Origin of the sequence: Sorangium sp. So ce117 (assembly GCF_051524395.1) — a bacterium.
Taxonomy (GTDB): domain Bacteria; phylum Myxococcota_A; class Polyangia; order Polyangiales; family Polyangiaceae; genus Sorangium; species Sorangium cellulosum_B.
Genome location: NZ_CP150309.1, coordinates 117,947 through 131,364, shown reverse-complemented (window position 1 = coordinate 131,364; position 13,418 = coordinate 117,947). Strand labels below are relative to the sequence as shown.

10 protein-coding genes are annotated in these 13,418 nt (G+C 71.2%); 5 read left to right on the top strand and 5 right to left on the bottom strand.

Annotated features, from left to right (window positions below; all coding sequences use genetic code 11):
* Window positions 1–109: 109 nt before the first annotated feature.
* Window positions 110–3,823, top strand: coding sequence for a UvrD-helicase domain-containing protein (locus tag WMF46_RS00545; protein ID WP_437983791.1), 3,714 nt, complete (start codon window positions 110–112; stop codon window positions 3,821–3,823).
* A gap of 34 nt (window positions 3,824–3,857) precedes the next feature.
* Here WMF46_RS00545 and WMF46_RS00540 read toward each other — a convergent pair whose 3' ends face one another.
* Window positions 3,858–4,475, bottom strand: a complete 618-nt coding sequence (locus tag WMF46_RS00540) for a hypothetical protein (RefSeq protein WP_437983790.1) — start codon at window positions 4,473–4,475, stop codon at window positions 3,858–3,860.
* A gap of 440 nt (window positions 4,476–4,915) precedes the next feature.
* On the bottom strand, window positions 4,916–5,440 hold the full coding sequence (locus WMF46_RS00535; protein WP_437983789.1) for a hypothetical protein: 525 nt from the start codon (window positions 5,438–5,440) through the stop codon (window positions 4,916–4,918).
* A gap of 153 nt (window positions 5,441–5,593) precedes the next feature.
* On the opposite strand from WMF46_RS00535, the gene WMF46_RS00530 reads away from it, so the two are divergent.
* Window positions 5,594–6,442 (top strand): GNAT family N-acetyltransferase, encoded by an 849-nt coding sequence (locus tag WMF46_RS00530; protein ID WP_437983788.1) that lies wholly within the window; start codon window positions 5,594–5,596, stop codon window positions 6,440–6,442.
* Window positions 6,443–6,466: 24 nt separating this feature from the next.
* Here the strand turns inward: WMF46_RS00530 and WMF46_RS00525 are convergent, their stop codons facing one another.
* Window positions 6,467–6,778 (bottom strand): hypothetical protein, encoded by a 312-nt coding sequence (locus WMF46_RS00525; protein ID WP_437715016.1) that lies wholly within the window; start codon window positions 6,776–6,778, stop codon window positions 6,467–6,469.
* Between the two features lie 488 nt (window positions 6,779–7,266).
* On the opposite strand from WMF46_RS00525, the gene WMF46_RS00520 reads away from it, so the two are divergent.
* Window positions 7,267–8,268: an N-acetylornithine carbamoyltransferase gene (locus WMF46_RS00520; RefSeq protein WP_437983787.1), complete on the top strand. Its 1,002-nt coding sequence runs from the start codon at window positions 7,267–7,269 to the stop codon at window positions 8,266–8,268.
* A 5-nt stretch (window positions 8,269–8,273) separates the two neighbouring features.
* Window positions 8,274–9,608 carry an acetylglutamate kinase gene (locus WMF46_RS00515; RefSeq protein WP_437983786.1) on the top strand — a complete coding sequence of 445 codons (1,335 nt, stop codon included), beginning with the start codon at window positions 8,274–8,276 and terminating at the stop codon, window positions 9,606–9,608.
* A gap of 41 nt (window positions 9,609–9,649) precedes the next feature.
* Here WMF46_RS00515 and WMF46_RS00510 read toward each other — a convergent pair whose 3' ends face one another.
* Together WMF46_RS00510 and WMF46_RS00505 are read right to left on the bottom strand one after the other, a co-directional pair.
* Window positions 9,650–10,441, bottom strand: a complete 792-nt coding sequence (locus tag WMF46_RS00510; RefSeq protein WP_437983785.1) for a GNAT family N-acetyltransferase — start codon at window positions 10,439–10,441, stop codon at window positions 9,650–9,652.
* Window positions 10,442–10,620: 179 nt separating this feature from the next.
* Window positions 10,621–11,232 (bottom strand): superoxide dismutase, encoded by a 612-nt coding sequence (locus WMF46_RS00505; protein WP_437983784.1) that lies wholly within the window; start codon window positions 11,230–11,232, stop codon window positions 10,621–10,623.
* A 347-nt stretch (window positions 11,233–11,579) separates the two neighbouring features.
* On the opposite strand from WMF46_RS00505, the gene WMF46_RS00500 reads away from it, so the two are divergent.
* Complete coding sequence (locus WMF46_RS00500) at window positions 11,580–13,406, top strand: OmpA family protein (RefSeq protein WP_437983783.1); 1,827 nt, start codon at window positions 11,580–11,582, stop codon at window positions 13,404–13,406.
* Window positions 13,407–13,418 lie beyond the last annotated feature (12 nt).

The window sequence follows — 13,418 nt, the reverse complement described above, 5'->3', positions numbered from 1 at the left end:
CCTCCCCACGCGACCCAGTGCGGCACGTCCTCCTCCCCTCCCCGAGCCTGGCCGGCGCGCTCCTGCCGCGCGCCCCCGGGCAGCGCCACGAGCCCGCGCGGAGGCGCGCGTGACCGCCGACGCGACCCGACCGCGCGGCGCGCGGGAGCTCGCGGATGAGCCCGCCCGCCGCCGCATCCGCGATGATCTGCGGACGACGCTCGTCGTCGAGGCCGCCGCGGGAACCGGCAAGACCACCGCGCTCGTGTCGCGGATCGTCGCCGTGCTGCGGAGGGCGCCCGAGGAGGGCGGCGGGACGCTCGATCGCATCGTCGCGGTGACCTTCACGGAGAAGGCGGCCGGCGAGATGAAGCTGCGCCTCCGGGCCGAGATCGAGCGGGCGCGCAGCGACCCGGGCGCCGGGCCGGCGGAGCGCGCGCGGCTCGACGAGGCGCTCGCGCACCTGGAGGCGGCGCGCATCGGGACCATCCACTCCTTCTGCGCCGACCTCCTGCGCGAGTGGCCGGTCGAGGCGCGCGTCGACCCGCTGTTCCAGGTGGCGGCCGCGGATCAGGCCGAGGCGCTCTTCGATCAGGCCTTCGACGCCTGGTTCCAGCGCACCCTGAACGACCCGCCCGAGGGCGTGCGCCGGATCCTTCGCCGGCGCCCGCGCGACGGCGCGCAGGGCCCGCGCGACCTGCTCCGGAGCGCGGCGTTCAAGCTCGCCGAGCACCGCGACTTCACGCGCCCCTGGCGGCGCGACCCGTTCGATCGCGAGCGCGCCATCGACGAGATCCTGGAGCGCCTCGCGACGCTCGCCGACCTGGGCGCCGAGGCCGACCGGGAAGGCGACTACCTCGCGCAGAGCCTCCGGAACCTCGACCGCTACCTCGCGGAGCTCCGCCGCCGCGAGGAGGTGACGGGCGGGCGCGACCACGACGGCCTGGAGGCCGAGCTCGGCGACGTCGCGCGCTGGAAGGAATGGCGCTGGAAGGGCTCAGGCAAGGCGTTCGGCGGGGATCTCACGCGCGCCGAGGTGCTCGCGCAGCGCGACCGCGTGAAGGTCGAGCTCGACGCCGTGCTCACGGCCGCGAGCGCCGATCTCGCGGCCTGCCTCTCGCGCGAGCTCCGGCCGCCGATCGAGGCGTACGACGCGCTCAAGGCCCGCGCCGGCAAGCTCGACTTCCTCGACCTGCTGCTCTGCGCCCGGGACCTCCTCCGATCGAGCCGCGGCGTGCGCGAGGAGCTCAACCTCCGCTTCTCGCACCTCTTCGTCGACGAGTTCCAGGACACCGACCCGCTCCAGGCGGAGATCCTGCTACTGCTCGCGGCCGACGACCTCTCCGAGGCCGACTGGACGCGGGCGCGCCCGGTGCCCGGCAAGCTCTTCGTTGTCGGCGATCCGAAGCAGTCGATCTACCGCTTCCGCCGCGCCGAGGTCGCGCTCTACGAGGCGACCAAGGCCCGGCTCGTCGCGTGCGGCGCGAGCGTCCTGTACCTGTCGACGAGCTTCCGCAGCGCCCCGTCGATCCAGGAGGCCGTCAACGCGGCGTTCGCGCCGCTGATGCAGGGAGGCACCGCGGAGGGCGAGCGCGCGGCGACCCAGGCGCGGTACGTCGCGCTCGAGCGGTTCCGGGACGATCCGCCGGAGCAGCCGACGGTCATCGCGCTCCCGGTGCCGCGGCCTTACGGCGACTTCGGCAGAATCTCCGATTTCCGTGTGCGGCAGTCGATCCCGGACGCGGTCGGCGCCTTCGTCCACCACCTCATCCACGGCGGCGCGGGCGCCGGCGCGGCGCTGGACGGTGACGGCGCGCGGCGCTGGACGGTGACGGAGCGCGAGCGCCCGGGCCAGCGGGTGCCGCTCGAGGCGCGGCACATCTGTCTCTTGTTCAAGCGGTTCCAGACGTTCGGGGAGGACGCGACCCGCGCCTACGTGCGGGCGCTCGAGGCGCGGCGGATCCCGCACGTGCTCGTGGGCGGGCGGTCGTTCCACGATCGCGAGGAGGTGATGGCGGTGCGGAGCGCGCTGCTCGCGATCGAGTGGCCGGACGACGAGCTCAGCGTCTACGCGACGCTGCGCGGGCCCCTCTTCGCGCTGACGGACGACGTGCTCCTGCTCTACCGCGACCGCTTCCGGCGCTTGCACCCGCTGTTTCAACCGCCGGACGACGGGGCGCTCGATCTCGCGGTGGAGGGCGAGGCGCGGCCGCTCCGGGAGGTCGCGGAGGCGCTCGCGGTGCTCGGGCGGCTGCACCGCGAGCGCAACCGGCGGCCGATCGCGGACACCCTCGGCGGGCTCCTCGACGAGACGCGCGCGCACGCGGGCATCGCGATCTGGCCGACGGGGGAGCAAGCGCTCGCGAACGTGCTGCGGGTGATGGATCTCGGGCGGCGCTTCGAGGCGGCCGGCGCGACGTCGTTCCGCGCGTTCGTGGAGCGGCTCGAGCTCGACGCCGAGCGGGGTGAGGTCGCCGAGGCGCCGGTCGTCGAGGAGGGGACGGAGGGGGTGCGGATCATGACGGTGCACCGGGCCAAGGGGCTCGAGTTCCCTGTGGTGATCCTGGCCGATCCGGCGTCGCCGGCGGCGCACCAGCTCCCGTCGCGGCACGTGGATCCGGAGCTCGGCCTGTGGGCGGAGCCGATCGCCGGCTGCGTGCCCGCGGAGCTCGTCGAGCGCCGCGATGAGGTGCTGCGCCGCGATCGCGAGGAGGCGGTGCGGCTCGCGTACGTGGCGGCCACACGGGCGCGCGAGCTGCTGGTCGTGCCCGCGGTGGGCGACGCACGCCCGGGCGACGGCACGAGCGACGGCTGGCTCGACGTGCTCCACCCGGTGCTCTACCCGGCGCCGCGCGAGCGACGGAGCCCTCGGCGCTGCGAGGACCTCGGCTGCCCGCCGTTCGGGACCGACACGGTGCTGGAGCGCCCGGCGCGGTGCGAGGCCGACGAGCGGGACGCGGTCGCGCCCGGGGAGCACGCGCCGATGGCCGGATCGCACCGCGTTGTGTGGTGGGATCCGGGGGCGCTCGACCTGGATCGCGAGCCGGAGGCGGGGCTGCGGCAGCAGCGGATCCTGCAGGCGGACGCGAGCGGCGCGGCGGCCGCGGGCGCCGGGATCATCGGAAGCGCCGGGGCGACGTCGAGCGCCGTGATCGCAGGAGAGCTCGGACAGCGCGGGCACGAGGTGTGGTTGGAGGCGCGGCAGCGGGCGATCCTGGACGGCGCGGTGGCGGCGGTCCGCGTGAAGACCGCGACGGAGATCAGCCACGAGGCGGCGGAAGCGGCAGCGGCGGACGCGCGGCCGATCGGCGGCGGGGCAGCGCGGGGAGAGCGGGCGGACGCGCTGCCGGTGATCTCGTTCGAGCAGACGGAGATCGCGCGCGAGGGGCGGCCCTACGGCAAGCGGTTCGGGACGCTGGTGCACGCGGTGCTGGCCGAGGTGGATCTCCGGGCGGGCGAGGACGAGGTAAGGACGGTGGCGGCAGCGCAGGCGAGGCTGCTCGGGGCGCCGGCCGAGGAGATCGACGCGGCGGTTTCGGCGGCGATGGCCGCGCTCGAGCACCCGCTGCTCCGGCGCGCGGCCGAGAGCGCCGCGCGCGGGGCGTGCGAGCGGGAGACGCCGCTGCTCCTGCGGCTCGAGGACGGGACGATCGCCGAGGGCATCGTCGACCTCTCGTTCCGCGAGAGCGTGGGTGACGTGGGGATCTGGACCGTGGTCGATTTCAAGACCGGCTCCGACGCGGGCACGGCGCACGCAGCGCAGGAGGCGCAGGTGCGCCTCTACGTGCAGGCCATCGCGGAGGCGACGGGGGAACGCGCGAGAGGGGTTGTGCTCAGGGTGTGAGCGGCGCCAGCGCCAGGCGCCTGCGATCGGCGGCTCAGTTCGGCTCCCACACCGAACGGATCCTGAACTTTCGCGTCGGGAAGCCGCTGCCATTGTCGGTTCGGGCGGTGACGACGAGGCGGTAGCTGTGGGTGGCCACCATGGGCGTATAGAACTTGAGTCCGTGGCTGATGCCAACGTTGCAGCCGCTGCCGGCGACGTAGTTGCCGCGTCTCTGCGCCATCTCCACGGGGACCATCACCCCGTCATCCTCGTAGTACAGGGTGGCGGCCATGAACAGATCGCGGCACGCCTCCGGGTCCGTCGGCAGGGTGTCCGCCCAATCCACGTACGTATTCAGCTCGTGGTTGGGGCCGGGCGCCGGAGTGAAACCGGCCTCGTAGCCGACAACGTCGACCGCCAGGCTCTTGTAGCAGGCCGTCGTTGTGTACGTCTGCGGCGAGGTGTAGTTGTAGCCACCGATATAGGTCGTCACCGGCGCGACGGTAGCGCACGTCGCCTCGCTGTATGCCTGCTCCACCTCAGCGACGTCCTCATCGAGCGAATCGACCCCGTCGACCTGATCGTCCTGCATCTCCACGGCGCAACCCGTGGCGGCCATCGCCGCCATCGAAGCAAATAGACAACCCACCACGGCATGAGTTCGGCTCATCGTGCCACTCTCCATGTACAAAGCGTATGAGTACGGCGTCTCGAGCTTCAGCGGGGGACCGCGGAGTTCATGATGCGCTGGTTCGCCCAGCCGAAGGTGCGGAGGCGAATCGCCTCTTCAGCAGCGCGTTCCCTCGCCCGGCTCGTCGTCGCCGCAGGGGCACTTCGCAACAGAGATGCCAGCCCGGCCCCCTCGGCTTCAACGTCATCACCGGGCCCCCGAAGCCGGACCGGTGCCGCCCCTCGACACGGGAAATCCAGCCCGAAGCGAGCTCCTCGCGCCGCGCCAAGAAGCCGGAGCGCTGCCCGCGCGAGCGGCCGCAAGGCCGTGACATGTCACGCAGCGGGCCGTGACATGTCACGCAGCGGGCCGTGACATGTCACGCAGCGGGCCGTGACATGTCACGCAGCGGGTCCTGGGCGCCGGGGTCCGACGGGCGCTCACCGCCGGCCGGGGGTCCGCACGTACCGCTCGTCGTCCACGGTGGTGGGGAAATCCTCGGCGTCGACGTGCTTGTACAGGTCGCCGTCGCGGATCTCGTAGCGCATGTACACGACGGGCTCCTCGATGGACTCCTCGACTCCATCCTGCAGGATGCGGGTGTACTCGAGCGCGATGTGGCCACGTTCCGTGTTGTACGAGGTGACGCGCGCGTAGAGGTCACGCGGAGCGCCCATGTACGGAAAGCGGTGGTGGAAGCTCGTCGCGCTCAGCTCGAGGAGCGAGCCGTCATCCTCGCTGACCCACGTGCCCACGAAGGGCAGGCGCTGTGTCTCGCCCCTCCGGGACTCCGGCTCATCCGCCGCCAGCTTGGGCTCGGGCGCGCCAGGGCGCGCGGGCGGAAGCACGACCTCGACCGGGGCGGCCCCAGACGACAGCCGAGCTGGCGAGGGACCGCAGCCGATGAGCTGGGGCGTCGCGAGCGCGAGGGCGGCGCAGGTCGCGCCAAAGCCACGTCGGTACATGAGGCGAGTCTACACCCGAGCGGCGGGCGCCGGCCCCCTGGACGCGCGGTGTACGGCGGGCGTCGGCGCCGCTCGACGCCGGCACCCAAGGGCCTCTCCGAGGAGCCCGGTGTTCCTCGCACCGGAGCGCATCCGGTGACACAATCGCGGCCTGTGAGCGCCCTCCTCGCCGCCATCGAGCGGTTTTACGATGCCGTCCCTCGCTGGCGCGCCGACGCAGAGGATCACGGACCGCTGACCCTCTTCGTTCGCCGCGGCGACGGCTGGCCCTACTACGCCCGCCCCGCCCTCGGCCATCCCGGCCCCGTATCGGTCGACGACGTGGCCGCCGTGCGCGCGCGTCAGCGGGAGCTCTCGATCCCGGAGGCGTTCGAGTGGGTGCTGGAGACCACCCCTGGGCTCGACACCACGGCCGAGGCCGCTGGTCTGCATGTCCGGCGCTGCCCGCTGCTCGTGCTCTGCGGCGAGCCCCACCAGACGCCTTTGCCGGAGGACGTCTCGCTCTCGATCATCACCGCCCAGGACCCGGATCTCGCCGCCGTGCAGGCCGTCGCGCCCGTCGCCTTCGGCGCGCTCGACACCGCGGTCGGTCCAGCGGGACCGGCCGAGCGGGAGGCCGCCGCGGCCGTGCTCCCGGCCGGACAGGCGGCCGCGTGGCACGCGTCGCTGATCGAGGGGACGCTTGTGCACGCGGCCGCTCGGGGCCGCGAAGGAGCGCTCGCCGGTCCGCTCTGCACCGGCAGCTACCAGCACGCGCGGGACGTCGCCGAGGTCGTCGGCGTGGGGACGCTGCCGGCGGCCCGGGGGCGCGGCCTCGCCGCCGCGGTCACCGCGGTTCTGGCCCGCCATGCGCTGGACGCCGGGCTCCGCACCGTGTTCCTGTCCGCGCAGAACGACCGCGTCGCGCGCGTCTATGAGCGGGTCGGGTTCCGGCGCGTCGCCACCGCGTGCATCGCAGAACCGCCCGCGCAAGCGGAGAGCGGCTCCGTCCTAGGAACGTGATGCGGCGCCCCACCGCGGCGCCGATCAGACAGGGGCGACGTGGTAGTCCGGTCCCTCTTCCCCGCGCAGGATCTCGGTATGAACGACCGACGCGCTCCGCAGGTGCGCCACCTCCCCGAGCTCGGCGTCGCCGCGATATGCCGAGAAGGCCTGTTCGTCCGGAAACGTGACGAGGTGGATCTCCTTCAGGGTGAGCCCAGCGCCGTCGGGCGCGGTCACCACCGTCCTCTCGATCGCGCCGCCGTACCGCGCCATCACGGCCGCGGCCTTCCTCTCGTACGCGCGGAACGCGTCGAGCGCCTCGCACCGCACCGTGAGGATCACGACCAGCGTCACAGGAACAGCCGCTCCTTCACGCCACCCCACCACCAAAGCACAAAAAAAGAGCGCCCATTCGACGGTGGGGGGGGGAAACCGTCACGGGCGCTCTGCCCTACTTGTTTAGCAGGATGCAGGCCAAGGGTTGCACCCCCGATTTCCGCGAGTCTTTCCCTAGGGGACCTGCGTACTCCTTTCGTTCCTGAAATCAGCACCTGCAATCCTGGTGTCCCCGCCACTGCCGAGGAGCTCGTCCAGCGGGGGGTGGGGCCGACACGAGACCGTGCCCGCCACCGGCGTCGGTTCCCGCTCCCGACAGGTTCTCGAGGCGAACCACGCTCACCGGTTTCTCGTCGCATCGCGCAGCGGTCCCCGCTCGCCGTAGGCGAAGGGCCGCCCCCTTGAATCGCCCGCGCGCTGCGCGGCGCGAGCAGCGTTGACATCACCGCCAGGCTTGCTCCTAATGCGAGTGCCCGCTCCGCGCCGTTCACACGAGGAGGCATCCGATGCGGCACTTCCTGACCACGATGGACTACACCCGCGCAGAGATCGAGGGCCTCCTCGAGCGCGCGCAGCGCTTCAAGCGGCGGCCGATCGAGCCGCGCCTCAAGGACCGCACCATCGCGCTCGTCTTCTTCAACCCATCGCTGCGGACGCGCACCTCCTTCGACGTAGGCATCCGGGAGCTCGGCGGCCACGCCGTCGTGCTCGAGCCTGGCCGGGGCGCCTGGCCCATCGAGTTCGAGGAAGGCATCGCGATGGATGGCGAGCCGGAGGAGCACATCCAGGAGGTCGCCCGCGTGCTCTCCCGCTACGCCGATCTCATCGGCGTACGCGCGTTCCCCAAGTTCCAGCGCTGGGAGGACGATCGCCTGGACAAGGTGCTCCAGGGCTTCGCCCGCCACGCGACCGTGCCGGTCATCAACCTGGAGACCATCACCCACCCCTGCCAGGAGCTCGCGCTCGCGCTCACGATGAAGGAGCGCCTCGGCCGCCTCGACGGCAAGAAGTTCGTCCTCACCTGGACGTATCACCCGCGCCCGCTCAACACCGCGGTCGCCAACTCGGCCGTCCTCATCGCGTCCAAGCTCGGCATGGACGTCACCCTCCTCTGCCCCAGCGAGGAGTACCACCTCGACGAGCGCTACCTCGACGCCGCCAGGAAGAGCGCCGAAGGCAACGGGCAGAAGCTCTCGATCACCTACGACATCAAGTCCGCCTACGAGGGCGCCCACGTCGTGTACGCGAAGAGCTGGGGCGCGATTCCCTACTTCGGGCGCTGGGAGCAGGAGAAGCCCATCCGCGACAAGAACAAGCACTTCATCGTCGATGAGCAGAAGATGGCGCTCACCGCGGGGGGGCTCTTCTCCCACTGCCTGCCGGTCCGGCGCAACGTCAAGGTCACGGACGCGGTGATCGACTCGCCAGCATCGATGGTCATCGACGAGGCAGAGAATCGGCTGCATGTCCAGAAGGCCGTGATGGACGTGCTGGCCAACGGGTGGTGACAACGATGGGTTCGACGCAAGACGTCATCGTCCGCCTGCTCAGGAACCTCGGCAGCCGCAAGGAGGTCGAGCAGTACCTGAAGCAGTACGCGGCCGTCGATCAGCAGAAGTTTGCGATCATCAAGGTCGGCGGCGCCATCCTCGACGAGGACCTCGAGGCGCTCGCGACCTCGCTCGTGTTCCTCAACCAGGTCGGGCTGTATCCCGTCGTCATCCACGGCGCCGGGCCGCAGCTCGATCGGGCGCTCGCCCAGGCGGGCATCCCGACGGAGCGGGTCAATGGCCTGCGCGTCACGACGCCCCGCATCCTGGAGATCGCCCGCCGCGTCTTCCTCCGCGAGAACCTGCGGCTCGTCGAGGCGCTCGAGGAGATGGGCACGCGCACGCGGCCGATCACGGCGGGCGTCTTCGAGGCGTCGCTGCTCGACGAGCCGCGCCTCGGGCTGGTGGGCAAGGTGGAGCGCGTCCATGTCGAAGCGGTGAGGTCCAGCCTCCGCGCCGGGCACCTGCCGATCCTGGCCTGCCTCGGGGAGACGCCGGGCGGGCAGATCCTCAACATCAACGCCGACGTCGCCGCGCGCGAGCTCGCGCTCGCGACGCAGCCGTTCAAGATGATCTTCCTCACGAGCACCGGTGGCCTCCTCGACGAGCACGGGCGCATCATCTCGGCCATCAACCTCGAGGAGGATTTCGCGGGCCTCATGGCCCAGCCCTCGCTGAACGACGGCATGCGCCTCAAGCTGCAGGAGATCAAGCTCCTGCTCGACGGGCTGCCGGCGACCTCCTCGGTCTCGATCACGTCGCCGGATCACCTGGCGAAGGAGCTCTTCACGCACACGGGCTCTGGCACGCTCGTCCGCCGCGGCGAGCGGATCCTCCGGCACGACACGCTGGACGGCATCGACCGCGGCCGGCTCCGCGATCTGCTCGAGGCGTGCTTCGAGCGGAAGCTCGACGAGCACTACTTCGACAAGAAGCCTTTCTATCGCATCTACCTGTCCGACTCCTACCGGGCGACGGCGATCCTCACGCTCGACCCGCGCGGGAGGGCCCCGCTCACTCCGTACCTCGACAAGTTCGCGGTGACCTCGGAGGCGCAGGGCGTGGGGATCGGCGGCTCGCTCTGGACGCGGATGAAGAGCGAGAACCCGAAGCTGTTCTGGCGCGCCCGGAACGGCAACGAGATCAACCCCTGGTATTTCCAGCAGGCCGAGGGCAGCTACCGCAACGAGAACTGGACGGTGTTCTGGTACGGCCTGTCGAGCTTCGACGACATCCGCGCCTGCATCGATCACGCGCTGTCCTTGCCGGCAACCCTGCGCCAGCACGGCACGGTCTGACCCCGCCCCGACCCGCCGAGCGCGCCTCGCCGCGCTCGGGCTCAGGGCGGGTCGCCGCCGCCGTCGTTCTCCGCCTCGTCGAGCGGATCGATCTCCTCGTCCGTCGCGGGGCCCGGCGGGCGCGCCGCCGGCAGCGGGCGCGACGCCGGCGGAGGGGCGCTCGACCTCTTCTCGCCGCTGCGCGCCTTCAGCGGCCTCCGCGGCGCTCGCTTCGGCTTCGCGGGCGCGCCGAGCGCCTCCGGGTTGCGGGGCTTCTTGAGCGCCCGAGGCGGCAGGAGCTCCGCGTCGACAGCGACCTTCTTCGCCATGAAGATCGCGGCGTCGAGCCGGTAGAAGCTGCGCTTCCGGTAGAACTTGAGGGCGCCGTCGTTGTTCTCGGCCACCTCCAGCACGAGGTGGGTGCAGCCGTGGATGCGCGCGAGGTGCTCGAGCTGCTCGAGCATGAAGGCGCCGACGCCGCGGCCCTGGTACTCGGGGTGGACCGCGAGCTCCTCGACGAAGAGCGGGCGCATGTCGTGCTTCGTGAAGTAGCGCTCGTTCATCCAGTTATCGGTCCCGGTGATCTCGAAGGCGCACTCCGCGTAGCCGACGATCTCCTGACCATGCGCCGCCCGGACCTCGAAGAGGAGCTGCTCGACCCCTTCTTCTTCGTAGACCTCGAGGAACCGCTTCTTCGAGCGAGGCCGCTGGTATTCGACCGTCTCCCGGTTTACGTCGCGGAACACCTTCTTGAGGAATTCCCAGACCCGGTTCAGGTCGCGCCGGTGGATCCGGCGCACGTAGATGAGGCTCTCTTCCCCGGCGGCGCGGGTGCTCGACTCGGCCTTGCTCATCGCCGCGCCCAGTCTACAGGACGAACGCGGACGCGGCACTGGGGGCGAGGCAAGATCTGGAAAGCCGCGTCTCCGGGCAGTCCGGCCCGAGGGGAAGGTGGTCGCCGCGTGGCGCGGGAGCGCCGAACTCTCCGATGGGGGGCGGCGGGGACCCGTGCCCCCGCCGTGTGACAACGGAACTACCCCTGCTGAGCGTGCGGCCCGATCTGCGCGAGGCGCGCGTTGATCACGTCCCAGTTCAGGCCCGAGAGCACATTGACCACATAGTCCGCCTTCTTGGTCTGGTAGTCCGCAAAGTACGCGTGCTCCCAGGCGTCGATGGCGACCATGATATGCGTGTTCGCGAACAGACCGACATCGTGCTCGGTCCGGACGAGGTTATTGAAGAGCTTCTGCTCCTGGTAGTCGTACACGAGCACCGTCCAGCCGTGCGCGCTCAGGAGCGACGCCTTCGCGTCGGCCAGCCAGGCGTCGAAGCTGCCGAACGACGCCTCGATGAGCTTCTTCGACTGGGCGCTCGGCTGCGTCGAGCCGTTGCCGATGTTCTCGAAGTACAGCTCGTGGAGCACCGTGCCGTTGAAGGCGACCGGCTCGCGACGCTTCAGCTCGCTGTACGCGTTGTACGAGTAGTTCGGCGCGCTGCGGTCGGCCTTGCCAAGCTGCTCCCAGATCTCGTTGAGCTTCTTCACGTAGCCCTGGTACAGCGTGAAGTGCGCCTTGAGCTGCAGGTCGCTCAAGCCCTTGGCGTTGCCGCCGAGGAGGTTGTCGAAACTCTTGGGTTCGCGTGACATGGTCCCTCCTGAACGAGTACCGCAAGCAGTGCGTGCCGCGGGGTCAGGTGGCCGCTCTACCGCTGCCGCTCTCTGGTAGCAACCCTGCCGTGCGACGTGACTCACCGCCGACTCACGACGCCATCGGGCCTGACCTTCCGCGCAGGAAACTCCGGACGCCGGCTCTGACCGCGCCGTGATCCCGCGCAGAGACGCCACGACCCCCGCGCGCCGCAGGGCGCTGCGCCCGAGCTGGCCCGATCGGCCGGCCCGCGCCCGAAAACCTCGTGAAACGTTGAACGCCGCCGCCGTTTCGGTCGATACTCCTGGTGCTTGCTGTTCCTTCGCGCAGGGAGGCGACCTCGTTCATGCCGGCTCGTACACAGGGGACCCATCCGACGGCCGCGCTCGCGGCGGCGCTGTGCCTGCTCGGCGCAGCGGCTCACGCCGAGGCGCAGGAACCCGAGAGACCCGAAGGCTTCGCCCTCGACAGGTTCCAGCCTGCACCCGCCGGCGACAGGATGTTCGGAGTCCAGTCCGCCTACACGGCAGGAAGCGCCGTACCCCACATCATGCTCCTCGGCGATTATGCCCAGGATCCGCTCGTGTTGCGGCGGTTGTCCGGGAACGAGGACATCGGCGACGGCAAGGTCGTCGGCAGCCAGCTCCTGCTCCACCTGAGCGCCTCGCTCGCTCTGTGGGAGCGCCTCACGGTGAACGTCGATCTGCCCATCGCGCTCCAGTCGGGCGACGGCGGCGCCGCCTCCGGCGCCTTGCTGCCGCCGCCGACCAGCAGCGCCCTCGGGGATCTCCGGCTCGGCGCGCGCGCGACGCTCCTCGGCGGCTACTTCGATCCGTTCCAGATCGCCCTCGGCGGCTACGTGTGGCTGCCGACCGGCGACCCCGAGGCCTATTCGGGCGACGGCAGCGTGCGCGGCGGTCCGCAGCTCATCCTCGGCGGCCACCTGAATCGCGCGGTGTGGTCGCTCGCCGCGGGGCCGGAGTTCCGGTCCACGAAGCAGTTCGCCAACGTCGAGCAGGGGATGACGGTGCACTGGGGCGCCGGCGTCGGGCTGCTGCTCGACGACGAGCGACGCCTGCAGATCGGCCCCGAGATCACCGGCGCGATCACGGTCACCGACGTCCAGCAGCGCACGACCAACCTGGAAGCCCTGCTCGGCGGGCGCTACCGCTTCGCGGACGACTTCGAGGCCGGGCTCGGCGTGGGCCCTGGCCTCACCCCCGGCGTCGGCACGCCCTCGTTCCGCGCGGTGGCCATGGTCGCCTACTCGCCCGAGGTGAAGCCGCCCGTGCAGGACCAGGACGCCGACGGCATCGCCGACGTGGACGACGCGTGCCCGCACACCGCGGGTGTCCGCAGCCCGGATCGCACGAAGAACGGCTGTCCGCCGCCCAAGGACGCGGACCAGGACGGCATCCTCGACGCGGTCGACGCCTGCCCCGCCGTGGCCGGCGTCGCCTCGCCGGACCCGAAGAAGAACGGCTGCCCACCGCCGGGGGACCGCGACAAGGACGCCATCACGGACGACGTCGACGCCTGCCCGGAGCAGGCCGGCCCGGCGAACGACGACCCGAAGCAGCACGGGTGCCCGCCGCCGCCCGATCGCGATGGGGACAAGGTCCCCGACGCGTCGGACGCCTGCCCGGATCTGCCCGGCCTCGCCACGACCGACCCGGCCACGAACGGCTGCCCGGGCGACACCGACGGCGACGGCATCCGCGACGACAAGGACGCCTGCCCGAACGAGAAGGGCAAGCCGAACGAAGATCCGACGCAGAACGGGTGCCCGGTCGCGGTCCGGGTGACCGAGACCGAGATCGTCATCCTGCAGCAGGTGCAGTTCGACATCGGCAAGGCGACCATCCGGCCGGTGAGCAACGAGCTGCTCGACGAGGTCGCCGGCGTGCTCAACGACCACCCGGAGATCCTCAAGATCGAGGTCCAGGGCCACACGGACGACCGCGGCACGCGCCAGTTCAACACGAAGCTGAGCCAGGCCCGCGCGGAGTCGGTGCTGAAGGCGCTCGTCGAGCGCGGCATCGCGGCCCAGCGCCTGCAGGCGAAGGGCTACGGCCCCGACGTCCCGATCGCGGAGAACAAGACCGAGGCGGGTCGCCAGAAGAACCGGCGCGTCCAGTTCAACATCATCGAGAAGGAAAAGAAGCAGCCCTAGGCTGGAGGCGTC

What these genes read in the sequence shown, in the direction of transcription:
- WMF46_RS00520 (WP_437983787.1), top strand. Translation starts at nt 7,267, where the DNA reads ATGCGGCACTTCCTGACCACGATGGACTACACCCGCGCAGAGATCGAG.
- WMF46_RS00500 (WP_437983783.1), top strand. Translation starts at nt 11,580, where the DNA reads ATGCCGGCTCGTACACAGGGGACCCATCCGACGGCCGCGCTCGCGGCG.
- WMF46_RS00540 (WP_437983790.1), bottom strand. Translation starts at nt 4,475, where the DNA reads ATGAGCCGAACTCATGCCGTGGTGGGTTGTCTATTTGCTTCGATGGCG.
- WMF46_RS00535 (WP_437983789.1), bottom strand. Translation starts at nt 5,440, where the DNA reads ATGTACCGACGTGGCTTTGGCGCGACCTGCGCCGCCCTCGCGCTCGCG.
- WMF46_RS00505 (WP_437983784.1), bottom strand. Translation starts at nt 11,232, where the DNA reads ATGTCACGCGAACCCAAGAGTTTCGACAACCTCCTCGGCGGCAACGCC.
- WMF46_RS00510 (WP_437983785.1), bottom strand. Translation starts at nt 10,441, where the DNA reads ATGAGCAAGGCCGAGTCGAGCACCCGCGCCGCCGGGGAAGAGAGCCTC.
- WMF46_RS00515 (WP_437983786.1), top strand. Translation starts at nt 8,274, where the DNA reads ATGGGTTCGACGCAAGACGTCATCGTCCGCCTGCTCAGGAACCTCGGC.